Origin of the sequence: Enterobacter sp. JJBC, assembly GCF_036936505.1 — a bacterium.
Taxonomy (GTDB): domain Bacteria; phylum Pseudomonadota; class Gammaproteobacteria; order Enterobacterales; family Enterobacteriaceae; genus Enterobacter; species Enterobacter hormaechei_C.
Genome location: NZ_CP136935.1, coordinates 2,173,851 through 2,200,619, shown reverse-complemented (window position 1 = coordinate 2,200,619; position 26,769 = coordinate 2,173,851). Strand labels below are relative to the sequence as shown.

Annotated in this window: 28 protein-coding genes and 2 pseudogenes; 20 read left to right on the top strand and 10 right to left on the bottom strand. The window is 54.5% G+C overall.

Features of this window, described 5'->3' with window-relative positions; translation table 11 throughout:
- The first annotated feature begins 3 nt into the window (after positions 1–3).
- Both RY075_RS10630 and RY075_RS10625 read left to right on the top strand, forming a co-directional pair.
- Positions 4–261, top strand: a complete 258-nt coding sequence (locus RY075_RS10630) for an excisionase (protein ID WP_072140054.1) — start codon at positions 4–6, stop codon at positions 259–261.
- Entirely contained in the window at positions 242–1,381 is a 1,140-nt protein-coding gene (locus RY075_RS10625; RefSeq protein ID WP_072140053.1) for a phage integrase Arm DNA-binding domain-containing protein, read from the top strand. The genes RY075_RS10630 and RY075_RS10625 overlap by 20 nt, the downstream gene beginning before the upstream one ends.
- 150 nt (positions 1,382–1,531) lie before the next feature.
- On the opposite strand, the gene dcp is transcribed toward RY075_RS10625, so the two are convergent.
- On the bottom strand, positions 1,532–3,565 hold the full coding sequence (dcp, locus tag RY075_RS10620) for a peptidyl-dipeptidase Dcp (protein WP_338628540.1): 2,034 nt from the start codon (positions 3,563–3,565) through the stop codon (positions 1,532–1,534).
- A gap of 143 nt (positions 3,566–3,708) precedes the next feature.
- Between dcp and ydfG the strand changes: the two genes are divergently transcribed.
- Both ydfG and RY075_RS10610 read left to right on the top strand, forming a co-directional pair.
- Positions 3,709–4,455: a bifunctional NADP-dependent 3-hydroxy acid dehydrogenase/3-hydroxypropionate dehydrogenase YdfG gene (ydfG, locus tag RY075_RS10615; protein ID WP_003857402.1), complete on the top strand. Its 747-nt coding sequence runs from the start codon at positions 3,709–3,711 to the stop codon at positions 4,453–4,455.
- Between the two features lie 90 nt (positions 4,456–4,545).
- Entirely contained in the window at positions 4,546–5,232 is a 687-nt protein-coding gene (locus RY075_RS10610) for a GntR family transcriptional regulator (protein WP_003857403.1), read from the top strand.
- 35 nt (positions 5,233–5,267) lie between these two features.
- On the opposite strand, the gene RY075_RS10605 is transcribed toward RY075_RS10610, so the two are convergent.
- On the bottom strand, positions 5,268–5,699 hold the full coding sequence (locus RY075_RS10605; RefSeq protein WP_003857404.1) for a universal stress protein: 432 nt from the start codon (positions 5,697–5,699) through the stop codon (positions 5,268–5,270).
- Positions 5,700–5,986: 287 nt separating this feature from the next.
- Between RY075_RS10605 and ydfZ the strand changes: the two genes are divergently transcribed.
- Entirely contained in the window at positions 5,987–6,190 is a 204-nt protein-coding gene (gene ydfZ / locus RY075_RS10600; RefSeq protein WP_003857405.1) for a putative selenium delivery protein YdfZ, read from the top strand.
- 44 nt (positions 6,191–6,234) lie between these two features.
- Here the strand turns inward: ydfZ and RY075_RS10595 are convergent, their stop codons facing one another.
- From RY075_RS10595 to RY075_RS10575, 5 genes are all read right to left on the bottom strand, one after another.
- Positions 6,235–7,698 (bottom strand): mannitol dehydrogenase family protein, encoded by a 1,464-nt coding sequence (locus RY075_RS10595; RefSeq protein ID WP_003857406.1) that lies wholly within the window; start codon positions 7,696–7,698, stop codon positions 6,235–6,237.
- Between the two features lie 223 nt (positions 7,699–7,921).
- On the bottom strand, positions 7,922–9,301 hold the full coding sequence (locus RY075_RS10590; protein WP_058659950.1) for an MFS transporter: 1,380 nt from the start codon (positions 9,299–9,301) through the stop codon (positions 7,922–7,924).
- 73 nt (positions 9,302–9,374) lie between these two features.
- Entirely contained in the window at positions 9,375–10,394 is a 1,020-nt protein-coding gene (locus RY075_RS10585) for a Zn-dependent oxidoreductase (protein ID WP_023314072.1), read from the bottom strand.
- Between the two features lie 14 nt (positions 10,395–10,408).
- Positions 10,409–11,623 carry a D-mannonate dehydratase ManD gene (manD, locus tag RY075_RS10580; RefSeq protein WP_023314071.1) on the bottom strand — a complete coding sequence of 405 codons (1,215 nt, stop codon included), beginning with the start codon at positions 11,621–11,623 and terminating at the stop codon, positions 10,409–10,411.
- A gap of 111 nt (positions 11,624–11,734) precedes the next feature.
- The gene (locus RY075_RS10575) at positions 11,735–12,061 is read right to left on the bottom strand and encodes a YnfA family protein (protein WP_003857412.1); all 327 of its coding nucleotides are present in this window, start codon (positions 12,059–12,061) and stop codon (positions 11,735–11,737) included.
- A gap of 150 nt (positions 12,062–12,211) precedes the next feature.
- Between RY075_RS10575 and RY075_RS10570 the strand changes: the two genes are divergently transcribed.
- Together RY075_RS10570 and speG are read left to right on the top strand one after the other, a co-directional pair.
- Positions 12,212–12,550 carry a DUF1283 family protein gene (locus tag RY075_RS10570; RefSeq protein ID WP_023300007.1) on the top strand — a complete coding sequence of 113 codons (339 nt, stop codon included), beginning with the start codon at positions 12,212–12,214 and terminating at the stop codon, positions 12,548–12,550.
- Entirely contained in the window at positions 12,550–13,110 is a 561-nt protein-coding gene (speG, locus tag RY075_RS10565) for a spermidine N1-acetyltransferase (RefSeq protein WP_003857416.1), read from the top strand. The genes RY075_RS10570 and speG overlap by 1 nt, the downstream gene beginning before the upstream one ends.
- A gap of 17 nt (positions 13,111–13,127) precedes the next feature.
- Here speG and RY075_RS10560 read toward each other — a convergent pair whose 3' ends face one another.
- Entirely contained in the window at positions 13,128–13,838 is a 711-nt protein-coding gene (locus RY075_RS10560) for a YnfC family lipoprotein (RefSeq protein WP_003857419.1), read from the bottom strand.
- Between the two features lie 192 nt (positions 13,839–14,030).
- Here RY075_RS10560 and RY075_RS10555 point away from each other — a divergent pair, with 192 nt between their 5' ends.
- The 7 genes from RY075_RS10555 to RY075_RS10525 all read left to right on the top strand — a co-directional run bounded on the left by RY075_RS10555 (position 14,031) and on the right by RY075_RS10525 (position 20,426).
- Positions 14,031–14,885, top strand: a complete 855-nt coding sequence (locus RY075_RS10555) for a benzoate transporter (protein ID WP_109948835.1) — start codon at positions 14,031–14,033, stop codon at positions 14,883–14,885.
- Positions 14,886–14,987: 102 nt separating this feature from the next.
- Positions 14,988–15,293 carry a DUF1161 domain-containing protein gene (locus tag RY075_RS10550; protein ID WP_003857424.1) on the top strand — a complete coding sequence of 102 codons (306 nt, stop codon included), beginning with the start codon at positions 14,988–14,990 and terminating at the stop codon, positions 15,291–15,293.
- Positions 15,294–15,423: 130 nt separating this feature from the next.
- Positions 15,424–17,862, top strand: coding sequence for a selenate/tellurate reductase subunit YnfE (gene ynfE / locus RY075_RS10545; protein ID WP_338628537.1), 2,439 nt, complete (start codon positions 15,424–15,426; stop codon positions 17,860–17,862).
- 10 nt (positions 17,863–17,872) lie between these two features.
- Positions 17,873–18,490, top strand: a complete 618-nt coding sequence (locus RY075_RS10540; protein ID WP_017384545.1) for a DMSO/selenate family reductase complex B subunit — start codon at positions 17,873–17,875, stop codon at positions 18,488–18,490.
- A gap of 1 nt (position 18,491) precedes the next feature.
- Positions 18,492–19,346 (top strand): dimethyl sulfoxide reductase anchor subunit family protein, encoded by an 855-nt coding sequence (locus RY075_RS10535; RefSeq protein WP_022651056.1) that lies wholly within the window; start codon positions 18,492–18,494, stop codon positions 19,344–19,346.
- A gap of 44 nt (positions 19,347–19,390) precedes the next feature.
- Positions 19,391–20,005: a Tat proofreading chaperone DmsD gene (gene dmsD, locus RY075_RS10530; RefSeq protein ID WP_015570619.1), complete on the top strand. Its 615-nt coding sequence runs from the start codon at positions 19,391–19,393 to the stop codon at positions 20,003–20,005.
- A 109-nt stretch (positions 20,006–20,114) separates the two neighbouring features.
- A complete protein-coding gene (locus RY075_RS10525) occupies positions 20,115–20,426 on the top strand; it encodes a YebG family protein (protein WP_032634159.1) in 312 nt (103 codons plus the stop codon).
- Between the two features lie 175 nt (positions 20,427–20,601).
- On the opposite strand, the gene catA is transcribed toward RY075_RS10525, so the two are convergent.
- On the bottom strand, positions 20,602–21,279 hold the full coding sequence (gene catA / locus RY075_RS10520) for a type A chloramphenicol O-acetyltransferase (RefSeq protein WP_032104928.1): 678 nt from the start codon (positions 21,277–21,279) through the stop codon (positions 20,602–20,604).
- Between the two features lie 85 nt (positions 21,280–21,364).
- Positions 21,365–21,784, bottom strand: a pseudogene (locus tag RY075_RS10515) (LysR substrate-binding domain-containing protein); the annotation flags it as partial.
- A 91-nt stretch (positions 21,785–21,875) separates the two neighbouring features.
- On the opposite strand from RY075_RS10515, the pseudogene RY075_RS10510 reads away from it, so the two are divergent.
- The 6 genes and pseudogenes from RY075_RS10510 to osmV all read left to right on the top strand — a co-directional run.
- A pseudogene (locus tag RY075_RS10510) lies at positions 21,876–22,067 on the top strand (alpha/beta hydrolase); the annotation flags it as partial.
- A 257-nt stretch (positions 22,068–22,324) separates the two neighbouring features.
- Positions 22,325–23,074, top strand: coding sequence for a YoaK family protein (locus RY075_RS10505; RefSeq protein ID WP_338628534.1), 750 nt, complete (start codon positions 22,325–22,327; stop codon positions 23,072–23,074).
- Positions 23,075–23,324: 250 nt separating this feature from the next.
- Positions 23,325–24,035 carry an osmoprotectant ABC transporter permease OsmY gene (gene osmY / locus RY075_RS10500; protein ID WP_003857442.1) on the top strand — a complete coding sequence of 237 codons (711 nt, stop codon included), beginning with the start codon at positions 23,325–23,327 and terminating at the stop codon, positions 24,033–24,035.
- 18 nt (positions 24,036–24,053) lie between these two features.
- Complete coding sequence (gene osmX, locus RY075_RS10495; protein ID WP_023324570.1) at positions 24,054–24,953, top strand: osmoprotectant ABC transporter substrate-binding protein OsmX; 900 nt, start codon at positions 24,054–24,056, stop codon at positions 24,951–24,953.
- A gap of 8 nt (positions 24,954–24,961) precedes the next feature.
- Complete coding sequence (gene osmW / locus RY075_RS10490) at positions 24,962–25,609, top strand: osmoprotectant ABC transporter permease OsmW (protein ID WP_006808875.1); 648 nt, start codon at positions 24,962–24,964, stop codon at positions 25,607–25,609.
- On the top strand, positions 25,609–26,757 hold the full coding sequence (gene osmV, locus RY075_RS10485; protein WP_003857446.1) for an osmoprotectant ABC transporter ATP-binding protein OsmV: 1,149 nt from the start codon (positions 25,609–25,611) through the stop codon (positions 26,755–26,757). The genes osmW and osmV overlap by 1 nt, the downstream gene beginning before the upstream one ends.
- The last annotated feature ends 12 nt before the right edge of the window (positions 26,758–26,769 follow it).

The following is a 26,769-nucleotide window of genomic DNA, read 5'->3' as shown; positions in this document are numbered from 1 at the left end:
TTCATGGGACAACTCGTTAGCCTGGAGGACTGGGCTTCCGGTCCGAACGGCTTTAAGCAACCACCATCCAGAGCGTCGCTGCACAGAATTGCAAAGACAGGACAAACAATCCCAAGGGCGCTGAAACAAGGCCGGCGGTGGGTTATCGATGAAGAGGCCAAATTCATTGGCTTGCTCGCATCGCCGGTTCTACCACCACGCATGCCGAAAGCGGTGAAGACGCTTATGGAGCGAGTTATTAATGGCAGCCAGACCACGTAATCACAGGGTTGATATCCCAAATCTCTATTGCAAGCTGGATAAGCGCAACAGCAAAACCTACTGGCAATACCGGCATCCTTTAACCGGTCAATTTATCGGTTTCGGTACCGATCAGGAGGCGGCCAAACTGGCCGCCACTGAGTTGAATAGACTGCTGGCGCAGCAGGAAGCTGCCCAGTCGTTCGCCCTGATCGATATGGTCAGCCATAAGAAGGTTAACTCAAAGAAATCGATGCGGATGAGCTTATGGATCGAACGATATTTGAAAATACAGGAAGAACGACTCATCAATAAGGAGATAAAAAATAATACGCTTAAATCCAGAAAGACCTGCACAAACGTACTGGTTGAAAGGATGCCTGACATTGGCATTCAGGAAGTCACCACCAAAATGCTGGCAGCCATCACAGACGAATATAAAGCCAGAGGCAAAGCACGAATGGCGCAAACGCTCCGCAGCGTCTGGATTGACCTGTTCAAAGAGGCGCAGCACGCAGGCGAAGTTGAGCCGGGATATAACCCGGCACTGGCCACACGAAAAGTCGTTGTACGGGTGAGTCGCTCTCGACTGAACCTTGAGATGTGGAAGGCAATATTTGAAGCGGCGGACAAAATGGCCCCCTACGTCCAGAACTCAATGCTTTTGGCAGTGGTCACCGGGCAAAGGCGCAGTGATATCGCTAAAATGAAGTTCTCTGATGTTTGGGATGGCCATCTCCACGTTGAGCAGCAAAAGACCGGGGCGAAACTGGCTATACCGCTCTCGCTACGCTGTGAGATGTTGGATATTACACTGGCGCAGGTGATCAAGCGATGTAGGGATCGGGTCGTAAGCCCTTGGCTTCTCCATCACGTGACCACAAGCGGTAATGTGAAAGCAGGCGATCAGGTTGGCGAGAACAGCCTTAGCGTCTCCTTCAAACTTGCGATCGATAGTACTGGCATTTCCGTAGAGGATGGGAAAACAATGCCGACTTTTCACGAGCAGCGTTCTCTATCGGAGCGTCTGTATGAGGGGCAAGGCATCAATACCCAGCAGCTTCTAGGTCACTCATCAGACAGGATGACAGCGCAGTATCATAACGATCGCGGTCTCGAATGGGTGAAAGTGAAGGTGTAGCTACGTGAATAATTGGACCGAATCCCCCTGCAAATTGCGCAGAATTTAAGAATTCATTTTGGGGAGGAATTTTGGAGGAGTTTTGGGGAAGAAAAAATCGGGCAAAAACCGGGCAGCACGCCCGGTTCTGCTTCCGGCCTGAAAAACCCCTTAAGCACTCAGCCCGCGATTCTCCAGCATCGGTTCAATCCTCGGATCGTGCCCGCGCCACTGGCGATAAAGTTCAGCTAAATCAGTGCTGTTGCCGCGGGACAAAATCGCCTCGCGGAATTTCTGTCCGTTTTCGCGCGTCAAACCGCCCTGCTCGACAAACCACTGGTAGCCATCGTCCGCCAGCATCTGCGTCCAGAGATAGGCGTAATACCCTGCCGCGTAGCCGCCGCCGAAGATATGGGCGAAATAGCTGCTGCGATAGCGCGGCGGTACGGCTGGAAGATCCAACCCCTCTTTTTTCAACGCGGCGGCTTCAAAGGCTTCCACGTCTTCAACGGGCTCCTGAATGCCGTGCCAGTTCATATCCAGCAGCGCGGCGCTCAATAGCTCCGTCATGTCATAACCCTTGTTAAACTGGGTCGCATTGAGCATTTTTTCCCGCAGCGCATCCGGCATCGGTTCGCCGGTTTGATAATGACGAGCAAAGTGCGCAAACACCTGCGGATGGCTGGCCCAGTGTTCATTGATCTGCGACGGAAATTCAACGAAATCACGCGGCGTGTTGGTGCCTGAAAGCGTGGCATAGCGCTGGCTGGCAAACAGACCATGCAGGGTATGGCCAAACTCGTGGAACAGGGTAATCACATCATCCCAGGAGATCAGCGCGGTTTGCCCGTTCGCCGGTTTTTGATAGTTGCAGACGTTATAAATCACCGGACGCGCAGCAAACTCGTAAGACTGCTCAACAAAATTCCCCATCCACGCACCGCCCGCTTTGGAATCACGCGCGAAAAAGTCGCCATAGAACAGCGCCATGCCTTCACCCGTATGGTCGAAAATCTCCCACACGCGAACATCCGGGTGATAAACCGGAATATCGAAACGCTCGACAAAACGGATACCGAACAGCTGCGTGGCGGTCCAGAATACGCCATCTTCAAGCACGGTATTGAGCGCGAAATAGGGTTTGATCTGCGACTCATCCAGCGCGTATTTCGCTGAGCGCACGCGTTCGGCATAAAACGCCCAGTCCCAGGCCTGCACCGTAAAACCGCCCTGCTCGTCGTCGATGACTTTCTGAATATCCGCCTGCTCCAGCGCAGCCCTGCCGCGCGCCGCAGGCACTATTCCGCGCATGAATTCGAGCGCGGCTTCCGGCGTTTTCGCCATTTGATCGGCAATGCTCCAGCTCGCATAGTTGTCAAAGCCGAGCAGCTGCGCCTGTCTTGCCCGTAACGCGGTAAGCCGACGGATCAGCTCGCGCGTATCGTTTTCGTCGCCTTTCTGAGTGCGTTCCCAGCCCGCGCTGAACAACTTTTTACGGGTCTCGCGCAACGCCAGCGCCGCCAGCGCGGGCTGTTGCGTGGTATTCAAAAGCGGGATCAGCCAGCGTTCCTTCAGCCCTTTTTCTGCGGCAGCGTGAGCCGCGGCAGCCATCTCCTCCGCACTGAGCCCGTCAAGCTGGCGAACATCGTCCACCACCAGCCCTCCCGCCTTATTCGCCGCGAGCAGGCGCTGGTTGAACTGGCTGGTCAGGGTGGCGGCTTCGGTATTCAGAGATTTCAGCTCGGCTTTTTCATCGGCGTTCAGACGCGCGCCCGCAAGAACAAAGTGCTGATACGTCTCCTCCGTCAGTCGGCGGGATTCGGCATCCAGCGCCTCGCGATCCTGCCAGACGGCTTCCACGCGGGCGAAAAGCGTATCGTTTAGCCAGATATCGTTCGCCAGCCCGGCCAGTTCGGTGGAGAACTGCTCGTCCAGCGCCTGAAGATCATCGTTAGTGTGTGCGGACGTCATGGCGAAGAATACGCTGCTCACGCGCGACAGCATGGCCCCGCTTTTTTCAAGCGCCAGCACGGTGTTATCGAAGTCCGGCGCGGCGCGCTGCGCGATAATCGCGTCAATGTCTGCACGCTTCAGGCGCATTGCTTCATCAAACGCCGGGCGATAATGGCTGTCGTTGATCGCATCAAAACGTGGCGCCTGATAAGGCAACAGGCTAATTTCAAAAAAAGGATTGTTGACCGACATCGTTTACTCCTGTGCACGGTATTTCTCCCCAGAGTAGGCCAGCCTGCGCCAGCCTGCAATGGCGTCATACAAATGTTGCCTTAACGACGTGCCGGAGAGCGTGCTATGTTAGTACAACACAAAAAGCGTTGAGGAACAGTGAGATGATTATTTTAGTTACCGGGGCGACAGCGGGTTTTGGTGAAAGCATCACGCGTCGCTTCGTCGCCAACGGACACAAAGTGATTGCAACGGGGCGTCGTCAGGAGCGTTTGCAGGAGCTAAAAGACGAGCTGGGTGACAGCATTCTGACCGCACAGCTGGACGTCCGCAACCGCGCCGTCATTGAAGAGATGATTGCCAACCTGCCTGCCGAATGGCGTGAAATTGACGTGCTGGTCAATAACGCTGGCCTGGCGCTGGGTATGGAGCCTGCTCACAAAGCCAGCGTGGAAGACTGGGAGAACATGATCGACACCAACAACAAAGGCCTGGTGTACATGACCCGCGCCGTGCTGCCGGGCATGGTTGAACGTAACCGTGGTCATATCATTAACATCGGTTCCACCGCCGGAAGCTGGCCTTACGCGGGCGGCAACGTCTATGGCGCGACCAAAGCCTTTGTCCGCCAGTTCAGTCTGAACCTGCGCACCGACCTGCACGGAACCGCGATCCGCGTGACCGATGTTGAGCCGGGTCTGGTAGGCGGAACCGAATTCTCCAACGTGCGTTTCAAAGGCGATGACGCGAAAGCGGATAAAACCTATGAAAACGCGAATGCGCTGACGCCGGAAGATATCACCGAAACCGTCTGGTGGGTCGCGAATTTGCCGAAGCATGTCAACATCAACACGGTTGAGATGATGCCCGTCAGCCAGACCTATGCCGGACTCAGCGTGCATCGCGGGTAATTCACCCTTCCCGGCCTGCGGGCCGGGTATGTGATGGCAGGGAAAAGAATGGTAGTATGTTCAGGTTAACTCTCTGAGAAATCATAACCCATGGCCGCTGAATCGCAACTTAATCCTACCCAGCCCGTTAATCAGCAAATATATCGCATCTTACGCCGTGATATTGTTCGCTGCCTGATCCCACCAGGAACGCCACTCTCAGAAAAAGAGGTTTCGGTACGTTTTGACGTTTCCCGTCAGCCCGTGCGCGAGGCGTTTATTAAACTCGCAGAAAACGGACTTATTCAGATCCGCCCACAGCGCGGCAGCTATGTAAATAAAATTTCGCTTTCGCAGGTACGGAATGGCTGTTTTGTTCGCCAGGCCATCGAGTGCGCCGTGGTGCGTCGCGCCGCGTCGCTCATCAACGATAACCAGTGCTACCTGCTGGAGCAAAACCTGCATCAGCAACGAATCGCCATCGACCGCAAACAGTTAAACGACTTTTTCCAGCTGGACGACGAGTTTCACCAGAAACTGGCGCAGATCGCCGAGTGCCAGCTCGCGTGGGATACCGTTGAAAACATCAAAGCGACCATCGACCGCGTGCGCTACATGAGCCTCGACCATGTTTCTCCGCCAGAGATGTTGCTGCGCCAGCATCATGATATTTTCAGCGCGCTGGAAAAACGCGACGTGGAAGCCGTAGATAAAGCGATGACGCTTCACCTTCAGGAAATTAGTGAGTCAGTTCAGTTAATTCGTCAGGAAAACCGCGAGTGGTTCAGCGAAGAATAAAACCTCGCCGCCCCCTTTCGGTTGCGGCGAAGTAATTAGCGGACCACTAATACTGGAATAGTGGCGTAGCGCAGGATAGTTTCAGCATTTGAACCCAGCAGATGGGTTGTCATGCTCGGGTTTCTTGATCCAATAACAATAACGTCATATTTCCCCTCTTTGCTGAGCTTGATGATTTCATCCCGTACGTTGCCGAAGCGAACTTCACAATCAATATTTTCCGGGGACATATCAAAGAGCCGTTTCAGCGCCTTCATCTTCTTATCAGACTCGGCGGTCATATACTCTTCGAACTTCTTAATATCGGCATTGAACCCCCGCAGTAACGAACGGCTGCTGTTAGGGAGAATGTTGACCAGGGTGATCGTCGCGCCTTCCGCCTTCGCGAGGTTGACCGCATGGCGTACCGCTTTATCGCTCAAATCCATTTCAAACACGTCAACAGGCATCAAAATTTTCTTATACATAAGCCTGACTCCTTTTCCGATGAAGGGTTATTTTCTGTCTCCAGAATGACATTGTGGATATAAACAAAGCCTAAACACTTGCATCCGGAAACTATCAATTAAGGAAAATAACTGTCCGCTTTGTAAAGTGGTGTCCTGAACCGTCAACGCCTGCATGAAATAAGAAAAAAGTGTGAGCTTGATCAAAAGCAAATAATTTCGTTAAAGAGAGGCGTATTAATAGTGCCCCGTGAACGGCAGCCGTCGAATTAGCGCCGTAGCGGATAAGTACGAGAGGAGAAAATACCATGATGACATACGACCGTAACCGAAATGCAATCACCACTGGCAGCCGCGTCATGATTAGCGGCACAGGTCAGTTCGGCGTGATTAAAGCGATCCACAGCGACGGCCTTAATGCCGAGCAGGTGCGTCGTGGTAAAACGGTTGAAGTGGAAGGATGCGAAGGTAAGTTCGAACCGATTGAGCTGATTCGCCTGGGGATGCACTAAGCTGCGCCCCGACATGCCGCCGCGGACGGCGGCATGTCATAGCGTTAAAGCCGGGTGGCGTACTCAGCAACCGTGGCCTTCGCGCCTTTTTGCAGCAACGTCTGATAAGCCTGCATGACCGACGCCACAAACACCGCGTCCTTCGGCAGCTCGTTACCGAAAATAGCCTCAATGCCCAACAGCGCATTAACGCGGCTTTCGCCTTCAGCGCTACCGTTTACCGCCGCCTGAATCACCGCCAGCTGCGGGTCACTCACCTCAATCGGGTTACCCTGCTCATCCACACCGCCGACATAACGCATCCAGCCCGCCACACCGAGGGCCAGCAGCGGGAAGGGTTTCTGGTGGACCAGGTGCCAGCGCACGGAATCGAGCATCCGCTGCGGCAATTTCTGGCTACCGTCCATGGCGATTTGCCAGGTGCGGTGACGCAGGGCCGGATTGCTGTAGCGCGCGATCAACAGGTCAGCATAGTGAGCTAAATCCACCCCCTTCACTTTCAGAGTCGGCGCCTGCTCTTTCAGCATCAGCGCATGCGCGGCTGCGCGATAATGTTCATCTTCCATGCAGTCGTTAATGTGCTGATAACCGGCAAGGTAGCCGAGATAGGCCAGGAACGAGTGGCTGCCGTTAAGCATTCGCAGCTTCATCTCTTCAAACGGAATGACATCAGAAACCAGTTCCGCACCGGCCTTTTCCCACTTTGGACGTCCGGCGACGAAATTATCTTCCACCACCCACTGGCGGAACGGCTCGCAGGCGACACCTGCCGGATCGCGTACGCCGGTCAGCTGTTCGATTTTATCCAGCGTGTCAGCCGTGACGGCGGGCACAATACGGTCCACCATGGTTGACGGGAAGGTGACGTTCGCTTCAATCCAGTCGGCCAGTTCGCCGTCAACAGCGCGCGCGTAGGCGCAGGTGACATTGCGCATCACGTGGCCGTTCTCCGGCATGTTATCGCATGACATCACGCTGAATGCTGGCAGCCCCGCCGCCTTACGCCGCGCCAGCGCTTCAACCACGACGCCCGGCGCAGATTTCGGCTGATGGGGGTTTTGCAGGTCGGCAACGATTAACGGATGATCGAACATCAGTTGTCCTGTTGCCGGGGAATGGCAATACCCTTTCTCGGTGATGGTCAGGGAAACAATGGCGACCTGTGGCTCGCACAGCGCCGCCAACACGGTTTCCAGCCCGTCGACCTGCGCATGCAGCGCGTTTTTGACGACGCCGACCACGCGCGCTGTCCACGCATCGGCAGACATCTCTGCCACGGTATAAAGGTTATCCTGTGCCTTCAGATCGGCGATCTGCTGTTCGCCGCCAATCAGGTTAACTTCGCAGTAACCCCAGTCGCTGCCCTGTTCTGCGGCGAGTATATCAGTGTACACCGCCTGGTGCGCGCGGTGAAACGCGCCAAACCCTAAATGAACAATGCGTGCCTTGAGGCTGTCGCGATCGTACTGAGGACGCGTTGCCTTCGCCTGTAATAACTGGTTTTCCATGATTGAGACTCGTTAATTAATGAAAGCTGTGATCCGCTGCCGCTTCCTTTTAAGAGCGGCAGCGCCTGCTGACTACACCAACTAGAATGGCAGTCGGAGTCAAAAAACGCTGCCATTAACCATACTGATACGTCGTTTTCAGATCTTGATTTACATTAACTTTTCGCCATGTGGAGTGACATCAGTAAAAAGTTGTGTGACAGGTAGCGCAAGATATAAACCACTAGCGGCGTGAAGAGAGCGCGCCGTAGGCTACCGCTTCTTTATGCGGCGCTTCGGCTGCATCTTCGGCTTCACTCAGATCGCGGTCGCGCACTTCCGGCATCAGCAAAGCGGAGACCAGCCCAATCAGCGAGTACGCCACCAGCATCGCCACAATTGGCCACCAGGACCCGGTCATATTGCAGAAGATCCCCGCCAGCACCGGACCAAAGCCTACGGCCACCAGCCCTCCCGCCTCTTTCGAGATTGCCATGCGGGTAAAGCGGTTCCGCGAACCAAACATCTCTGCCATGGTGATGTTTTCCAGCGCAAACAGCCCGAGGACCGCAAAGTTATGAATAACGATGATAGAGAGCATAATCACGCCCGGCGCGTAACTCTTATCGACGATAATCGACAGCATCGGGTAAGCCAGAATAATGGCTGAAATGTTAAGGAGAATATACGGCAGACGGCGCCCCACTTTATCGGACAGCCAGCCCAGCAGCGGGATGGTGAGGAAGCCGAGAATCGAACTGATCATCAGCGCATCGGTTGGGATCGCCTTATCAAATAACAGCGTCTGCACCAGATACCCGGCAAGGAAGGTCTGGATAAGCCCAGAGTTACCGGCCTGGCCAAAGCGCAGCCCCGTCGCCAGCCAGAACGATTTGCTCTTAAACATCGCGCCTAATGAGGTATCCTGCGCCGCCGCTGGCGCAACGGTTTCGGCGTCGTTAACCTTCTCAAACACCGGGCTCTCTTTAAGGTTCATACGCAGCCAGATGGCGAAGATCATCACCACCACGCTGGCGAGGAATGGCACGCGCCAGCCCCAGGCAATAAGTTCTTCACGATCGAGGGCAAAGAACATCACGGCCCAGATCGCCGTGGCGCTCAGCGTTCCGCAGTTGGTGCCCATGGCCACCAGCGAGGAGATGATGCCGCGTTTACCCTTCGGCGCGTACTCCGCCAGCATGGTGCCCGCACCGGAGATTTCTGCCCCCGCGCCAAGCCCCTGAATAATACGCAGCGTCACCAGCAGCACCGGTGCGAAAATCCCGATCTGCGCGTAGGTCGGCAGCACGCCGATTAAGGTGGTGCAGATCCCCATCATGGTGATGGTGATAAACAGCACTTTTTTACGGCCAATTCTGTCGCCCATTCTGCCGAAAATAAATGCCCCGACGATACGCGCGATGTAGCCTGCGCCGTAGGTGCCCATCGCCAGGATCAGCGCCATGGCCGCCGATTGCTCAGGGAAGAAAATTTCATGAAACACCAGCGCGGCGCCAAGGGAGTAGAGCTGGAAATCCATAAATTCCAGGGCGGTGCCCAGCCAGCCAGATACGGCGGCTTTCACCAAATCTGACGTACTTCTTTGAGGTTGTGCTTGAGTCATAATGGCTATCTCTGAAAGGTAAGATGCGTACCACTTAGAGCCTGTCTTCGCAGGCTCTTAACCGCGTGAATTATTATTGGTCGAACGTGAGCAAGACTTTGCAGCACTGCCGCTGGTCTTTTTCAAACAGTTCGATGGCGTCTGTAACGTGGTGATAGTCAAATGTATGGGTGACCAGTTTTTCAGGGTCGATCAGCCCTTTTTCCAGCCAGTCAATGACCACCGGGAATTTGTTGGCATTCAGGCGCGAAGAGAAGATCGACAGCTCTTTGCCGGTGATCCCCTGCTGCACGATCTGGCTCGGGTCGCTGGAAAATCCCATCAGCACGATGCGCGCCGCCGGAGACGCCAGCGTAATCGCTTCCTGCAAAATGGACGGATGACAGGCAGCATCGATGATTAATGTCGGCTTGATGCCTTTTTCATCCAGCGCAGTCTGTAACGACTGCTCGCCGTTGTTGAAGACCCAGTCTGCGCCGCTGCGTTGCGCCATCTCCAGCCGCTCATCAATGCGGTCTACCACGATGACCTGCTTCACCTTGTAAACGCCCTTCAGCGCCTGCACGGTGACCAGCCCCATCGGGCCTGCGCCGTAGATCAGCGCCACGTCCTGTTCGGTGGGTTTCGCCTGCCCCGTCACGTTGGCGGCAATGGTGAATGGCTCAACCATCACCGCGTGTTTGTCAGGGATCGCATCCGGAATGTGCCAGGCATTTTTCGCCGGCACGACGGCGTATTCGCTGAAACCACCGTCGCGATGGACGCCCAGCACCACCAGCGAGGTGCAAACGTTCGGTTTACCAACGGAACAGGGGTAGCAGTGCCCGCAGCTGATCACCGGATCCACCGAAACGCGCTGACCCAGTCGGGTGCCCTCCACGCCTTCGCCAACCGCGTCTATTTCGCCAAAGAATTCGTGACCGATTACCCGCGGATATTTTGCAAACGGGTTATGCCCGCGATAGATATGGCTGTCTGAACCGCAGATACCGGCGAGTTTAATTTTGACGCGGACGTCGCCTGCCCCCGGCAACGGGAGAGGACGCTCCGCAATCTCCAGCGCATTCGGCTCTTGGATCACTACGCTTTTCATCATTCGCTCCTCGTTTACCAGTTCCAGAGAGTGCCGTCTTCCAGACGGGCCACCGGCAGATAAGCCGGATCGTACGGGTATTTCGCTGCCAGCTTCTCATCAAACTCAATGCCCAGCCCTGGCTTGTCGCCCGGGTGCATATAGCCGTTATCGAAGCGCCAGCTGTGCGGGAACACTTCCAGCATCTGCTCTGAATAACCCATATACTCCTGCACACCAAAGTTCGGTACCCACAGGTCAAAATGCAGCGCCGCGGCGTGGCAAATCGGCGACAGATCCGACGGGCCGTGTGAGCCGGTACGCACCTGGTAGAGTGAGGCAAAGTCCGCAATGCGACGCATCCCGGTGATGCCGCCCGCATGGGTTATGGTGGCGCGGATATAGTCAATGAGCTGCTCTTCAATCAGCTGCTTGCAGTCCCAGATGCTGTTGAACACTTCCCCCACCGCAATTGGCGTGACGGTGTGCTGGCGGATCAGGCGGAAACACTCCTGGTTTTCAGCGGGAGTCGGATCTTCCATCCAGAACAGGCGGTAATCTTCAATACTTTTGCCGAACCGCGCCGCTTCGATGGGCGTCAGACGGTGGTGCATGTCGTGAAGGAGATGTTCACTGAAACCGAACTGGCTGCGCACTGCGTCGAACAGTTTGGGCGTGAAGTCGAGGTATTTCTCGGTGGACCACAGCTGCTCTTCCGGCCAGGCGCCCTTGGTCGCAGGTTCATACGCCAGCCCTTTGCCTTTGGCCATGCCGTAGGTGGTTTTCATTCCCGGCACGCCGCACTGCACGCGAATTGCCTTGAAGCCCATCTCTTTATGACGGGCATAATCTTCCAGCACGTCGTCAATGGTGTGCCCGGTGGTGTGACAATAAACCATCACCCCTTCCCGGGAAGCCCCGCCCAGAAGCTGATAGAGCGGCATGTTCGCGGCTTTCGCCTTAATGTCCCATAGCGCCATATCCACGGCAGAAATCGCTGACATGGTGACCGGACCACGACGCCAGTAAGCGCCTTTATAGAAGAACTGCCAGATATCTTCGATGCGGTGCGCATCGCGGCCAATCAGCTGAGGGCACAGGTGATCTTTCAGGTAAGAGGCAACGGAAAGTTCGCGTCCGTTCAGCGTGGCATCACCCAGGCCGACAATGCCCTCATCGGTCGTAATTTTAAGGGTGACAAAGTTACGCCCCGGGCAGGTGACAAATACTTCAGCCCCGACAATCTTCATAATCCATTTCCTTACATCGCTCGTTGTGATGCAGGAAATTTACGCAACTACACTACTTCCATACAAGTATAATGATCGTAAAATCAGCGGGCGATCACACTATAAGGACGCTTATGCGCGTCCCCAACCGGCCACGATGATCAACATGCCGCACAGGGCAATCAGCGCGCCTGCCCAGTCATACAGGCTTAGCCGGACGCCATCGACAACGCGCAGCCACAGCAGCGCGGTACAGACGTACACTCCGCCGTAGGCCGCATATACCCTCCCGCTGGCGGCCGGATGCAGGGTGAGCAGCCAGACAAAAAGGGCCAGGGACACACCCGCCGGGATCAGCAGCAGCGCGGAAGCGCCCCGCTTTAGCCAGAGCCACGGCAAAAAGCATCCGATGATTTCGCACAGCGCGGTCGCGAAAAAAAGCAGCGTCGTTTTGAACATTTTTCTCGTTTCGTGAGGATTGATTTAGACATCATACGCGATAATGTTCACATCGTTCCCATACCTGCCGCGCGGGTATGACACCCTTTCGGATTGGTGTAGAATCCAACGGGGTAATCCGATTGTCTGCACCCGTTTAAAGGAAACGCTATGACTACATTAAGCAAACGCCTTTGTCTGACAGCCGCACTGGCACTGTCCTCGTTCGCCTTCGCCGCAACGGCATCAGCCGAAACCAGCAAACTCATCATTGAGTCTGGTGACAGCGCGCAAAGCCGCCAGAATGCTGCCATGGACAAAGAACAATGGAATGACACCCGCAGCCTGCGTCAGAAAGTGAATAAGCGCGTGGAGAAAGAGTGGGATAAAGAAGACGTCGCGTTTGATGCCCGCGACAAATGCCAGCAAAGTGCCAACGTCAACGCTTACTGGGAGCCTAACACCCTGCGCTGTCTCGATCGTCGCACTGGCCGCACGGTAGCACCGTAATGTCGACGCCGTGTGACGTTAAGCTCCGTCCGCTGGAGCGCGAAGATTTACGCTTTGTTCACCAGCTCGACAACAATGCCAGCGTGATGCGCTACTGGTTTGAAGAGCCTTATGAGGCGTTTGTCGAGCTGTCCGATCTCTACGATAAGCATATCCACGATCAGAGTGAACGCCGGTTTGTGGTGGAGTGCGAAGGTGAAAAAGCCGGGCTGGTTGAACTGGTTGAGATCAACCACGTTCACCGTCGGGCGGAATTTCAGATCATTATCTCACCGGAGCACCAGGGGAAAGGTCTTGCGTCGCGAGCGGCAAAGCTGGCGATGGATTACGGGTTTAACGTCCTGAATCTCTACAAGCTTTACCTTATCGTCGACAAAGAGAACGAAAAAGCGATTCATATCTACCGTAAGCTGGGCTTTATGGTGGAAGGTGAACTGATCCATGAGTTCTTTATTAACGGCGAATACCGTAACACCATACGCATGTGCATTTTCCAGCATCAGCATCTGGCCGGGCATAAGTCCTCCTCCGCCAGCCTGCTTAAACCCACCGCGCAGTAACCTGCGCGGTTTTATTCTCAATAATATTCAATGCTGTTTTTGATGGTGTACTTGCGCTCAACGGCAGGTTTGACGCTGTCATCTGTTATCACCAGCTCACAGTTCACCGGGTTGTTGTGGCGATCGTAATCACAGCTCTGCTTTACATTGCCCATCGGTTTATCGTTCAACAGGCTTACCGCCGTATAATCCATGCGCTTGCGCAGATCTTTCGAAGGCACCGACTTGACCGATAAACGCTGGTCGCCGGAAACCGTAGTTTTACCCAGCGGGTAGCCGTCGGCGTCATACTGGTACTTCACTTCCATCTCTTTACTGTGCGCTGCAACCACAAACCCGTTATCGTCGGTGTCCCACGTCAGGCCGGCAGACGGCAGTTCCGCCAGCTGGCATTTCCCCTGCAACTTTACCTTCTGCTGCTGGGTTTCCGCATCGACGTAGTAGTTAGCATCCAGCACCAGCGCAACGCCCGTATTCGCTTCGAGATCGTGCAGTTCAAGCGTATCGAAACACCCTTCCGTTGACATCGTGCCGGTCACACGTTTAGAGACTTCACCCTTATCGTTGAATAGCGTCTGGGTAAAATCCTTCACCGGCCCGCGCAGAGGATCAAAGTCAAACTCGTTCGAAAAGCTCGCCATCTCTGGCGTAAATGACAGCGGCGCGGTGTTGTTGTCGCATCCCACCAGTACCGTTGCCAGTAGCGTTATCGCTGCGTATTTGTTCACATCATTTACCGTTCAGAGAGAGATACAATCATATTAGCAAATACAGCAACTTACATAACAGCACTTCATTTGACTCTTCGCGCTTTATAAATCCGTCGTTTGCATTGACGAGACCTGCCAAAGTGGCTACTTTGGGCGCGGAAGATTCCACACTATTATAAAATTAGATTCTTAAATTTTCGGGTTAACATCATGATTTACGACTGTTTTTTATACTATGACGAAGATATGTTGCTCGACATCAGATTACATACTCTCGCTGATGTCGTTGACCATTTTGTCATTGTAGAAGCAACACACTCTTTTACGGGCATACCGCGAGAATTGCATTTCGATATTACGAAGTTTGCCAAATTCAAAGACAAAATCATTTACGTGCCTTTTGACGCGCAGCCTATTTTAAACCGGGCGGATAATAACCAGGTTGATGCATGGGCAAATGAAGCAGCGCTTCGCAACTCCATTATGAACGGGTTAAAAGACGCGGCAGACGACGATCTGATTCTGGTGTCAGACGTTGACGAAATCTTCTCTCCCGACACGGTCAGGGCCATTAATCCGCGCGCGCTCTGCACGAGTATTCATCAAAACGTATTCAACTATCAGTTTAATCTCCAGGTTCACAACACGGATGGTACGCCGAGAAAATGTACTTTGCCGCGCGCGACGTCCTATTATAACCTTAAGCATTTCTTCCACGGTGAGCCTGAATCTTTCCGAAACTGGAAGCGTGCGCGCAAAGATAAAAACTGGTCATGGTTTAAATGGAACTGGCTAAAAATCAATAATAAGATTGTGAAAGATGGCGGCTGGCATTTCTCCTGGGTAATGACCCCAGAAAGAATTTCTGAAAAAATGTCTACCATTTCTCATACCGAATACGATCTGCCGGAATTCAATAACCCGGAACATATTATGAAGGTTATCACCAACGCCGAAGATATCTGGGGACGAGACCGAAAACTGGTCAGGCAAGAGGTATCAAAACGCACCCTGCCTTCTTATCTGGTAGACAATCAGCACCATTATTCGCAATTTATTTTATGACGCAGGCAGGGCTCCAGGACAATTCAGAAAGACAGACCCAAAAACAAAAGCTTACCCTAGCCCTGCTATGCTTACAGTCTACACAGTGAAAAGGAGCTACAGATGAAACGGTTACCCTGGATTACCGCCCTGCTGTTAATGAGTGCTTCACCCGCTCTTCTTGCGGCCCCGGATTCCTGCGAGCGCGTGAAAAGCGACATTCAGCAGAAGATTATCAACAACGGCGTACCGGAGTCTGGCTTTACCCTGAACATCGTCCCGAACGATCAGGCCGATCAGCCGGATGCGCAGGTCGTTGGGCATTGTGCCAACGATACTTTCAAAATTTTGTATACCCGCACCAGTAGCGGCAACTACCCGGTGAGCGGCGCAGGTACGCAGGAGAATGCGCCCGCTGAGCCGCAATGATTTTCCCACTCAATTCCCCTGATTTGACGAGGATTAATATTTAATACCTCTAAATAAGTAACACTCCCCCCATCATTAGCCCGGTTGTAGTCACGGGTGAAAATAATTATTAACAATGATGGGGTGAGTCATGTCCGAAGTTGAACATCACGGCGGGATAAGCCGTCGAACTCTGGTTAAATCTACTGCCATAGGATCTCTGGCGCTTGCCGCTGGTGGGATCGCATTACCTTTTGGTCTGAAAAGCGCCGCCGCCGCTGTGCAGTCCGCTATTCAGCCCGCAGAAGACAAAGTCGTCTGGGGCGCCTGCTCGGTAAACTGCGGTAGCCGCTGCGCGCTGCGTCTGCACGTTCGCGATGACGAAGTCTACTGGGTTGAAACGGATAATACCGGCGAGGATGTTTACGGCAACCATCAGGTTCGCGCCTGCCTGCGAGGCCGTTCAATTCGCCGTCGCATCAATCACCCAGACCGTCTGAACTATCCGATGAAACGCGTGGACAAACGCGGAGAAGGCAAGTTTGAGCGTATCACCTGGGAAGAAGCGCTGGACACCATCGCCGCGAGTCTGAAAAGCGTGGTCGAAAAATACGGCAACGAAGCGGTCTACATTAACTACTCCTCCGGAATTGTAGGCGGCAACATCACCCGTTCCTCCCCTTACGCCTCGCTGGTCGCGCGCCTGATGAACTGCTACGGCGGCTTCCTCAGCCACTACGGCACCTACAGCACCGCGCAGATCGCCTGCGCAATGCCCTACACCTACGGCAGCAACGACGGCAACAGCACATCGGATATCGAAAACACCAAACTGGTGGTGATGTTCGGCAATAATCCGGCGGAAACGCGCATGAGCGGCGGCGGGATCACATACTTCCTTGAGCAGGCGCGCGAACGGTCAAACGCGCGGATGATCGTTATCGATCCGCGTTATACCGACACTGCCGCAGGGCGTGAAGACGAGTGGATCCCGATTCGTCCGGGCACCGATGCCGCGCTGGTGGCAGGTATTGCGTGGGTGCTGATTAATGAAAATCTGGTCGATCAACCTTTCCTCGATAAATACTGCGTGGGTTATGACGAAAAAACCCTGCCGGAAGGCGCACCAGCTAATGGTCATTACAAAGCCTATATTCTCGGCCAGGGTGATGACAAAACCGCGAAAACTCCGGATTGGGCGTCTCGCATAACGGGCATCCCTGCCGAACGCATCATTAAGCTGGCCCGTGAAATCGGTTCGGCGAAACCGGCCTACATTTGCCAGGGCTGGGGCCCGCAGCGTCAGGCAAACGGGGAGCAAACGTCCCGCGCCATCGCCATGCTGCCGATCCTGACCGGCAACGTCGGCATTAACGGCGGTAACAGCGGCGCACGCGAATCGACCTACACCATCACCATCGAACGCATGCCGCTGCCGGAAAATCCGGTGAAAACGCAAATCTCCTGCTTCAGCTGGACGGATGCCATCGTGCGTGGACCGGAGATGACCGCCCTGCGCGACGGCGTACGCGGCAAAGATAAGCTCGATGTGCCGATCAAGTTCATCTGGAACTACGCGGGTAATACCATCATCAACCAGCACTCCGATATCAACAAAACTCACGACATTTTGCAGGATGAGAGCAAGTGCGAAACGATCGTCGTCATTGATAACTTCATGACCTCGTCTGCGAAGTATGCCGATATTGTTCTGCCGGATCTGATGACCGTCGAGCAGGAAGATATCATCCCCAACGATTACGCCGGCAACATGGGATACCTGATTTTCCTCCAGCCGGTTACCGCCCCGAAGTTCGAGCGCAAGCCCATTTACTGGATCATGAGCGAAGTGGCGAAACGCCTCGGACCGGATATCCATCAGAAATTCACCGAAGGCCGTACGCAGGAGCAGTGGCTGCGCTACCTGTACGCCAAAATGGTCGCCAAAGATCCGCTGCTGCCGTCCTACGACGCGCTGAAAAAAATGGGTATTTATAAGCGCAAAGATCCAAATGGACATTTTGTGGCCTATAAAAAATTCCGTGACGATCCGGATGCCAATCCGCTGAAAACCCCGTCGGGCAAAATCGAGATCTACTCCAGCAAGCTGGCGGATATTGCGGCAACCTGGGAACTGCAAAAAGACGAAACCATCACCCCGCTGCCGGTCTATACCTCAACCTTTGAAGGCTGGGACGCGCCCGAGCGCAGCAAATTCCCGCTGCAACTGTTCGGTTTCCACTTTAAAGCCCGTACCCACTCCAGTTACGGCAACGTAGATGTGCTCCAGGCCGCCTGTCGCCAGGAGGTGTGGCTTAACCCTGTGGATGCAGAGCAACGAGGTATCAAAAATGGGGATATGGTGCGCGTCTTCAACGACCGCGGCGAAGTGCGCATTGCTGCGAAAGTCACCCCGCGCATCATGCCCGGCGTAAGCGCGATGGGCCAGGGCGCCTGGCATGACGCCAACATGAACGGCGATCGTGTCGATCACGGCTCCTGCATCAATACCCTGACCACGCACCGCCCGTCACCGCTGGCGAAAGGCAACCCGCAGCACACGAACCTGGTGCAGATCGAGAAGGCATAAGGATTAACCGATGACAACCCAGTATGGATTTTTTATTGATTCCAGCCGCTGCACCGGGTGCAAAACCTGCGAGCTGGCCTGCAAGGATTACAAAGACCTGACCCCGGACGTTAGCTTCCGTCGTATTTATGAATATGCGGGCGGCGACTGGCAGGAGGATAACGGCGTCTGGCATCAGAATGTCTTCGCCTATTACCTGTCGATTGCCTGCAACCACTGCGAAGATCCGGCCTGCACCAAGGTCTGCCCGAGCGGGGCAATGCACAAGCGCGACGACGGTTTTGTGGTGGTGGACGAGGATGTCTGCATCGGCTGTCGCTACTGCCACATGGCCTGCCCGTACGGCGCGCCGCAGTACAATGCCGCCAAAGGCCACATGACCAAGTGCGACGGCTGCCACAGCCGGGTGGCGGACGGCAAAAAGCCCATCTGCGTCGAATCCTGCCCGCTGCGCGCGCTGGACTTTGGCCCGATTGAGGAGCTGCGCAAAAAACACGGCCAGCTTGCTGCCGTCGCGCCGCTGCCGTCTGCGCACTTCACAAAGCCGAGTATTGTGATTAAACCTAACGCCAACAGCCGTCCGACGGGTGACACCACCGGCTACCTGGCAAACCCGAAGGAGGTGTGAGATGGGAAGTGGATGGCATGAATGGCCGCTGGTGATCTTCACCGTTTTCGGGCAGTGCGTGGCCGGCGCGTTAATCGTGATGGGCTTCGTCTGGCTTAAGGAAAATGATGACAAGGCCAGAATGCGCATCGTGCGCAGCCTGTTTTTTCTCTGGCTGGTAATGGGTATTGGGTTTATGGCTTCGGTGCTGCATCTTGGCTCCCCGCTGCGTGCCTTCAACTCGCTTAACCGCGTGGGCGCGTCAGCGCTGAGTAATGAGATCGCGGCGGGTTCGATCTTCTTTGCCGTGGGCGGTTTCTGGTGGCTGGTGTCGGTTATCGGTAAAATGCCTCCAGCTTTGGGCAAAATCTGGCTGGTTGTCAGCCAGCTTCTGGGTATCGTTTTTGTCTGGGCGATGACCCGGGTCTATCAGATAGAGACTGTCCCGACCTGGTATACGGGTTACACCACGCTGAGCTTCTTCCTGACGATGGTCCTTGCTGGTCCTCTGCTGGCCGCGCTGCTGCTACGCGTCGCAAACGTGACATTCAAAGGTACTCTTGCCGCGTCTGTCAGCGTACTGGCAATTATCGTCTGCGTGGCGGTCGTCGTGTTGCAAAGCAATACGCTGGGGACGATACAGAGTTCCATCCAGCAGGCCAGCGCCCTGCTGCCAGATTATGGCTCGCTTCAGGTGTGGCGCATCGCGTTGCTGGCGGCGGGTTTAGGCTGCTGGATCTGCCCGCTTATTCGTCGTCAGGAGCAAAAAACGCTCGGCCTGTTTGCAGGTGTCGTTCTGGTGGTGCTGGGTGAACTGATTGGCCGTGGGCTATTTTATGGTCTGCATATGACCGCAGGGTTAGCAATTGCAGGTTAACACAGGTGCGCGGGGCTACCCGCGCGCAAGTAAGGAAAGTTGTAATGAATGATGTCTCACACCGCGAATCGTTCGCGTTCAGCGCCCGGGTACTGGGCGCGCTGTTTTATTTCGCCCCAGACAGCGAGCAGACCGCGCCGCTGGTGAGTGCCCTGACCGCAGGTGACTGGGTTCAGGACTGGCCGCTGGCGGAGGAAAACCTGCTGCCTGTCGCCAGTATGTTTAAGACCCCATCGGATGAAGCGTTGAAAGACGCCTGGCAGCGTCTGTTTATTGGCCCGTATGCCCTGCCCGCCCCCCCGTGGGGCTCGGTCTGGCTTGATCGCGAGTCAGTGCTGTTTGGCGATTCGACCCTCGCGTTGCGTCAGTGGATGCGTGAAAACCATATCGCCTTTGAGATGCAGCAGAATGAGCCTGAAGATCATTTCGGAACGTTGCTGATGCTGGCGGCATGGCTTGCCGAGAACGGTCGCGAAACAGAACGCGACCAGCTTCTGGCCTGGCATCTGCTGCCATGGAGCACGCGTTTCCTTAGCGTATTCGTTGAAAACGCGGCCCATCCGTTCTACACCGCGCTGGGTAAACTTGCCCAGCTGACGCTGGCGGAATGGCAGTCCACTTTGCTGATCCCGATTGCCGAAAAAACGCTGTACCGATAACAGCACCTGGCTTGTCCACCCGTTGTGCAGGCCAGGCTCGCACATTTTTGCTGCAACACAACGTCACAACTGCTATACTGTATATAATTACAGTATATGGGGGTGCGCAATGGCTGTTGAAACAAAATTTGTTGTCGTAAGAAAAGGTGAAGAGAAAATGACATTTGCCAGTAAGAAAGAGGCTGACGCTCACGACAAACTGCTCGATATGGCAGAAGCGTTCACTGACTGGCTGTTGCAAAGCGGAATGCAGATGGATGAAACGCAGGCGGAGAACCTTGGTCTGTATCTCGCCGAGCAGAAAGAGTCCGTGCAGCATATCCTGCGTACCAGCAAGCTTCCCGAGCTCAATGCTGCAACGGATAAAACAGCATCAGATGCGGATAGCAGCAAAAAAATCCGGGCCGTCAAAGCCGCCTGATCGTCAGAACGACTCATCACCTGTCATGCCGCCGCGGGCCGGAAACGGCTCGCGGCTTAATCATGCATTATTTCGATCTTCTCGAAAACAATGCGGTTAATCATTTCAATCTGTTCTGGCGTAAAATTCGGTTCCATTATTTCCCCTCGTCAGGCGTATGTTAAAAACACGTGAATCACACGTTGAGCGCCTCTGAATGGTGCGGTAAATTATCACACAACTCTTGTAACTCGTTGATCAGCCTGGCCACATGGAAACCGTCACAGACAGAATGATGGACCTGAACGGCGAAAGGCAACAAGACCTTTCCATCCTGGTTATAGTATTTTCCAAACGTGAACATGGGCGCAAAAAAATTCCGCATGTTAGCGACGTTGACGTTAAAACTGCTAAAACTGACCCACGGAATATCAGATATGAAAAATATATTCTCCCGGGACTCTTCCTTAGGCCAGTAAGCAAGGATATTGCCATAGCGGGCAACATCTTCTGCATAAACGCGCTGAAAATGGTGAATATTTCCATCGTAATGACTCCACAACGATGAAAACGTTTCCGTTTCTTTATGGAAAAGGGTATAGCTTGGATGAACCTCATTCCATATTACAAGCTCATCATCCTTCATGGCCATACGGAATTCCGGATGCCGGTTTACGACGTGAGAAATAAGGGAAATAATCGCAGGATAAAATTTCCAGCCAACCTCTTTGATATGCTTTAGCAGCACGGTAATGTCCAGCTGAACCGTTTGGTTAAATGTAGATTGAGCAAAGCCCTGAAATACTTCAAAGTGTTCCTTTCTTGCCCAACGTGATAAGTCAACTACCGTATATTCTGGCGTTATTTTTGTCATTTCAGAGCCTTAGTTGAGCTGCGCTATATAAAATAGTAGCGTATCACAAACGCAGGGGCTGTATAGACCGTAGCGCAGAGGCACCCTAAATTTTCAGCGTATCAATCACCGCTCTCAGCGCCGGGGATACGTTGCGGTGTGGATAATAGAGGTACAGTCCGTCCATCCGCAGGCTGTAGCGCTGTAAAACGCGTATAAGCGTGCCACGCTCCGGATCGTCACCCATCAGCTCAACCGGGACATAGGCCAGCCCGAGTCCCAGCCGGGCCGCTTCGGCCTCCATGTAGCTGTCGGAAAAGGCCCATTGCCCCTCCGGACGGTGAGTCACTCGCTTCCCATCCTGCACAAGCTCCCATTGATAGTGGTTACCGTCGGCGAACTGGTAGGCAATGCAGGGATGAGCATCCAGATCGGCGGGCGTCTGCGGAAAACCATAGCGCCGAAAATGCGCCGGAGCGGCAACCACAGCCATCTCCATATCGGGCGTGATGCGCACGGCAATCATCCGGCCCCAGCCGGACGCCAGCGTCGAATGAAAACATTCACCCAAACTGTCCGCTGTGCTGCTATGCGCATCATTAAGTTGATTTAAAACAATGGATTAGTAAGAAACACGAAATCCTGACGCCCGCGTTTCGATGGTGACAACCTGGGATAAGACCTTCGCCGAGAGCGATAAAGTCGACCACCGCAAGGTGACGTTCGAGAACCGATACGGGATCACCCTGGCTGGCGATCTGTACATTCCCAGGAACATCGGCGACCAGATGCTGGCTTCTCTTCTCGTCGTTGTGAATTACACCTATGTCTACACTGAATCAAATCTCATCCCGCTCCAGCGAGCATGCATACTGGGCCGGTATTTATGCCCGCCAGTCTGCTCGCGTCATCAGCAATAAAGCATTATATTAACAAGGTTATTTTATTTAATTACAAAACCTCGCACTCCTCCCGTTGAAATAATAATTAAGCAATATCCTGGTCAGCCAGCGACATCGCTTTGTTAGCTTGAGCGTTCAGGCAAAGCTCAAACCGGAGGTATTCTTTGCTGATTAAATTAAAGAAAGAACGAACGCATCAGGAGGATCGTCGTCTTGCCCTCTGGCTGGCGACCTCCGCGGGACTGCTGAATGCCATTGCGCTGGGCGCATTCGGCTTTTTTCCCTCGCATATGACGGGCAATACCTCGCAGCTATCCAGCGAAGTTTCCTCCACCGATCTCAGCGATATTCTTTTCTTCGGTGCCATTATTCTTTCGTTTGTCTCAGGTGCCATCGCTGCGCGGATTATTGTTATCTGGGTGATTATCCATAACGTCAGGCTGGTATTCAGCCAGGTTCTGTTTGTTGAAGGGCTATTACTGGCAGGGGTATCCCTGTACGAAATGTATTTTCACTCCTTTGCCACGAATCAGGAGATTATTATTTTCCTGTGCGGGTTGATGGGAATTCATAATTCCACCTCCACTCAGCTATCCGGTGGACGGGTAAGATCCACACACATCACCGGCACGCTGACCGATGCGGGCATTTCGCTGGCCTCCGTTATGGTCGCCATGATGCGCCGGGATTATTCCAAAGATACGGCCGCGCAAAAGAGTCAGCTCAAAACCCATTTAACTACCCTTTTCTCCTTTATCAGCGGAGGTATCGCGGGGCTGATCCTGTTCAGAGAGTTTGGATTCCACGCGATGCTGGCGCTGGGCCTGATGCTGGTGGTCGTCGCCGCCTTCTCTATCGTCCGCATCTCGTGGCGGGTACGAAAAGTGCGCGCCGCGCTTAGTCGACAGGTTTAATCAGCACGCCTTACGTGACATTGTCACGTAAGGCATGCTTCTTTAAGACTATTCTGCCTGCCCACTGACAGCCCTTATGCCATAAGGCTTCACCCAGGTTGTCACTAATTTCATAGGGTTACTGTTTTACCCCCTTCGCTGGAACCCTTCCGTTTCGCTTGCTATAGGTGAAGTACCCCTGCCGAAACATGGCATAACAACAGGCAACCGGTGGTTGCTATAACGCATGCGCACAGGGAGACACACCGCAATGCACCCATTACTTAAACGTTCGCTGCTTTTTGTCGGCGCGATTATCGTGGTTCTCGCTCTCCTCACCTGGGGAATTGGACTGGAGACGATTAAGGCGCGCCAGGTTGACCTGATCTACCTCGGGCAACAGCACCTGATTCTGGTCTTTTCATCAATGTTCTTTGCCCTGCTGGTGGGCATTCCAAGCGGTATTCTGCTGAGCCGTCCGGCCGCGCGTGGTATCGCCGAATATGTGATGCAAATCTTTAACGTGGGTAACACCCTGCCGCCGCTAGCCGTTCTGGCGCTGGCGATGGTGGTGATTGGCATCGGTGATAAACCGGCCATTATCGCCCTCTTTCTGGCCTCTCTGCTGCCGATTGTGCGTAACACCTATGCCGGGTTGTGCTCTGTTCCCGCGTCGTTGCTGGAAGCGGCAAACGGTATCGGCATGACCAAATGGCAGCGCCTGCGTCAGGTTGAGATCCCTAACGCGTGGCCGGTGATGCTTTCTGGTATTCGCATTGCCACTGCGATTAACGTCGGTACCGCACCGCTGGCATTCCTGATTGGCGCCAGCAGCTACGGCGAGCTGATTTTCCCTGGGATCTATCTGAATGACTTTCCGACGCTGATCCTGGGCGCGGCGGCCACCGCCCTGTTCGCCCTGATTCTGGATACGCTGCTGGCGGCACTGGGTCGACTACTGAGCCCGCATCTCGCGCGATAATTATAACAAGGAGCTTCTATGAGACTGTTTTCCGGCCTGACGGCGCTATGCGCCGCCGCGCTCTTCACCAGCCAGGCGCTCGCCGCGCCGCTGATCCTGGCAACCAAGAGCTTTACCGAGCAGCACATTCTCTCGGCCATGACCGTGCAGTATCTGCAAAAGAAAGGGTTTCAGGTGCAGCCGCAGACCAATATTGCAACGGTGATTTCCCGTAACGCGATGATCAACAGGCAGATTGATATGACCTGGGAGTACACCGGCACGTCGCTGATCATCTTCAACCACATCAACAAACGCATGTCGCCACAGGAGTCATACGAGACGGTGAAACGCCTCGACGCGAAGCACGGTCTGGTGTGGCTTAAACCTGCCGATATGAACAATACCTATGCCTTTGCCATGCAGCGCAAGCGCGCCGAGGCTGAACATATCAATACCATGTCTGAGATGGTGGCAAAGATTGAGCAGATCCGTAAAACCGATCCGGATAACAACTGGCTGCTGGGCCTTGACCTGGAATTTGCCGGACGCAGCGACGGGATGAAACCGTTGCAGGCGGCCTACAAGATGGAGCTGGACCGCCCGCAGATCCGCCAGATGGATCCGGGCCTGGTCTATAACGCGGTGCGCGACGGGTTTGTCGATGCGGGGCTGATCTACACCACCGACGGGCGCGTAAAGGGCTTCGATCTTAAAGTGCTGGAAGACGATAAAGGCTTCTTCCCGAGTTATGCCGTGACGCCAGTTGTTCGAAAAGACACGCTGGAGGCTAACCCGGGGCTGGAGGAGGCGCTGAACACCCTCTCAGCCCAGCTCAATAACGACGTTATCACCGACCTGAATAAGAAGGTGGATATCGACCATCAGTCACCGCAGCAGGTCGCCCGTGATTTCCTGCGTAGCAAACAGTTGCTGTAGGAGGCGCTATGGAGACGATTCACTATATTCTCGACAACTGGGACTATCTCTTAACCCTGACGCTGCAACACCTGTGGCTGGTGGCACTCGCCGTCGGCCTGGCGATTATTATTGGCGTGCCGCTGGGCATTTTAATTGTCCGCCATAAATGGCTGGCAACGCCGGTGCTGGGGATCGCCACCATTGTGCTCACCATCCCGTCAATTGCGCTTTTCGGCCTGATGATCCCGCTCTTTTCGCTGATCGGTCAGGGCATTGGCGCCCTGCCCGCGATTACGGCGGTGTTCCTCTATTCGCTGCTGCCGATTGTGCGTAACACCCACACAGCGCTCGACAGCCTGCCGCCGGGCCTGCGAGAAGCGGGACGCGGTATCGGCATGACCTTCTGGCAGCGTCTGCGCTGGGTGGAAATCCCGATGGCGCTGCCGGTGATTTTTGGCGGCATCCGCACCGCCGTGGTAATGAACATCGGCGTCATGGCGATTGCCGCCGTGATCGGTGCGGGCGGGCTGGGCCTGCTGCTGCTTAACGGTATTGGCGGGAGTGATATTCGTATGTTGATTGCGGGCGCGCTGATGATTTGTCTTTTAGCGATTGTGCTCGACTGGTTGCTGCACCGTTTGCAGGTGGTACTGACTCCGAAGGGGATTCGATAATGATAAAACTGGAAAACCTCACCAAACAATTTTCACAGAAACACGGCCAGACGTTTAAGGCCGTCGACAACGTCAACCTGAACGTGCCTGAAGGGGAAATGTGCGTGCTGCTCGGCCCGTCCGGCTGCGGGAAAACCACTACCCTAAAGATGATCAACCGTCTCATTACGCCAAGCAGCGGGACGATCCTGATTAACGGCGAAGACACCAGCGGAATGGACACCGTGACCCTGCGTCGCAACATTGGCTACGTGATCCAGCAAATTGGCCTGTTCCCGAACATGACCATCGAAGAGAACATTACCGTCGTGCCGCGCATGCTGGGTTGGGATAAAGCGCGCTGTAAATCCCGTGCCGAGGAGCTGATGGATATGGTGGCAATGGATCCGCATAAATTCCTTCACCGCTATCCGCGCGAAATGTCCGGCGGTCAGCAGCAGCGTATCGGCGTCATCCGCGCGCTGGCAGCGGATCCTCCGGTCCTGCTGATGGATGAACCGTTCGGCGCGGTCGACCCGATTAACCGTGAGGTGATCCAGAACCAGTTCCTGGAGATGCAGCGCAAGCTGAAAAAGACCGTGATGCTGGTGAGCCACGATATTGACGAAGCGCTGAAGCTGGGCGACCGTATTGCCGTCTTCCGTCAGGGACGTATCGTGCAGTGCGCCAGCCCGGACGAGCTGCTGGCGAAACCCGCGAATGAGTTTGTTGGCTCGTTTGTTGGCCAGGACCGGACGTTGAAACGCCTGCTGCTGGTATCGGCGGGCGACGTCACTGACCAGCAGCCGACGATTACGGTACGCGAATCGACGCCGCTGCCGGAGGCCTTCGCCACCATGGATGACAACGATATTCGCGCCATTACCGTGGTTGATGAGCACGGCAAACCGCTCGGCTTTGTGAAGCGCCGCGAAGCGCGTAACGCCAGCGGCAGCTGCGGGGATATTCTGCATCCGTTCCGTATGACCGGTAAGGCCGAGGATAACCTGCGCGTGGTGCTTTCTCGCCTGTATGAGAGCAACACCAGCTGGATGCCGATTGTGGACGAGGACGGACGCTATAACGGCGAGATATCCCAGGATTATATTGCGGAGTATTTGAGTTCAGGGCGTACGCGCCGGGCATTAAATATTCATAGCGAGAGTTAAGCATTCAGGCCG

Excerpts from the sequence above, each read along its gene's own strand:
- manD (WP_023314071.1), bottom strand. The coding sequence starts at position 11,623 with ATGAAGATTGTCGGGGCTGAAGTATTTGTCACCTGCCCGGGGCGTAAC.
- ydfZ (WP_003857405.1), top strand. The coding sequence starts at position 5,987 with ATGATGACATACGACCGTAACCGAAATGCAATCACCACTGGCAGCCGC.
- RY075_RS10630 (WP_072140054.1), top strand. The coding sequence starts at position 4 with ATGGGACAACTCGTTAGCCTGGAGGACTGGGCTTCCGGTCCGAACGGC.
- RY075_RS10550 (WP_003857424.1), top strand. The coding sequence starts at position 14,988 with ATGAAACGGTTACCCTGGATTACCGCCCTGCTGTTAATGAGTGCTTCA.
- RY075_RS10570 (WP_023300007.1), top strand. The coding sequence starts at position 12,212 with ATGACTACATTAAGCAAACGCCTTTGTCTGACAGCCGCACTGGCACTG.
- dmsD (WP_015570619.1), top strand. The coding sequence starts at position 19,391 with ATGAATGATGTCTCACACCGCGAATCGTTCGCGTTCAGCGCCCGGGTA.
- RY075_RS10610 (WP_003857403.1), top strand. The coding sequence starts at position 4,546 with ATGGCCGCTGAATCGCAACTTAATCCTACCCAGCCCGTTAATCAGCAA.
- catA (WP_032104928.1), bottom strand. The coding sequence starts at position 21,279 with ATGACAAAAATAACGCCAGAATATACGGTAGTTGACTTATCACGTTGG.
- RY075_RS10595 (WP_003857406.1), bottom strand. The coding sequence starts at position 7,698 with ATGGAAAACCAGTTATTACAGGCGAAGGCAACGCGTCCTCAGTACGAT.
- speG (WP_003857416.1), top strand. The coding sequence starts at position 12,550 with ATGTCGACGCCGTGTGACGTTAAGCTCCGTCCGCTGGAGCGCGAAGAT.
- RY075_RS10575 (WP_003857412.1), bottom strand. The coding sequence starts at position 12,061 with ATGTTCAAAACGACGCTGCTTTTTTTCGCGACCGCGCTGTGCGAAATC.
- RY075_RS10585 (WP_023314072.1), bottom strand. The coding sequence starts at position 10,394 with ATGAAAAGCGTAGTGATCCAAGAGCCGAATGCGCTGGAGATTGCGGAG.
- RY075_RS10540 (WP_017384545.1), top strand. The coding sequence starts at position 17,873 with ATGACAACCCAGTATGGATTTTTTATTGATTCCAGCCGCTGCACCGGG.
- RY075_RS10605 (WP_003857404.1), bottom strand. The coding sequence starts at position 5,699 with ATGTATAAGAAAATTTTGATGCCTGTTGACGTGTTTGAAATGGATTTG.
- RY075_RS10525 (WP_032634159.1), top strand. The coding sequence starts at position 20,115 with ATGGCTGTTGAAACAAAATTTGTTGTCGTAAGAAAAGGTGAAGAGAAA.
- RY075_RS10590 (WP_058659950.1), bottom strand. The coding sequence starts at position 9,301 with ATGACTCAAGCACAACCTCAAAGAAGTACGTCAGATTTGGTGAAAGCC.
- osmX (WP_023324570.1), top strand. The coding sequence starts at position 24,054 with ATGAGACTGTTTTCCGGCCTGACGGCGCTATGCGCCGCCGCGCTCTTC.
- RY075_RS10555 (WP_109948835.1), top strand. The coding sequence starts at position 14,031 with ATGATTTACGACTGTTTTTTATACTATGACGAAGATATGTTGCTCGAC.
- RY075_RS10625 (WP_072140053.1), top strand. The coding sequence starts at position 242 with ATGGCAGCCAGACCACGTAATCACAGGGTTGATATCCCAAATCTCTAT.
- dcp (WP_338628540.1), bottom strand. The coding sequence starts at position 3,565 with ATGTCGGTCAACAATCCTTTTTTTGAAATTAGCCTGTTGCCTTATCAG.
- osmV (WP_003857446.1), top strand. The coding sequence starts at position 25,609 with ATGATAAAACTGGAAAACCTCACCAAACAATTTTCACAGAAACACGGC.
- ynfE (WP_338628537.1), top strand. The coding sequence starts at position 15,424 with ATGTCCGAAGTTGAACATCACGGCGGGATAAGCCGTCGAACTCTGGTT.
- osmY (WP_003857442.1), top strand. The coding sequence starts at position 23,325 with ATGCACCCATTACTTAAACGTTCGCTGCTTTTTGTCGGCGCGATTATC.
- RY075_RS10535 (WP_022651056.1), top strand. The coding sequence starts at position 18,492 with ATGGGAAGTGGATGGCATGAATGGCCGCTGGTGATCTTCACCGTTTTC.
- osmW (WP_006808875.1), top strand. The coding sequence starts at position 24,962 with ATGGAGACGATTCACTATATTCTCGACAACTGGGACTATCTCTTAACC.
- ydfG (WP_003857402.1), top strand. The coding sequence starts at position 3,709 with ATGATTATTTTAGTTACCGGGGCGACAGCGGGTTTTGGTGAAAGCATC.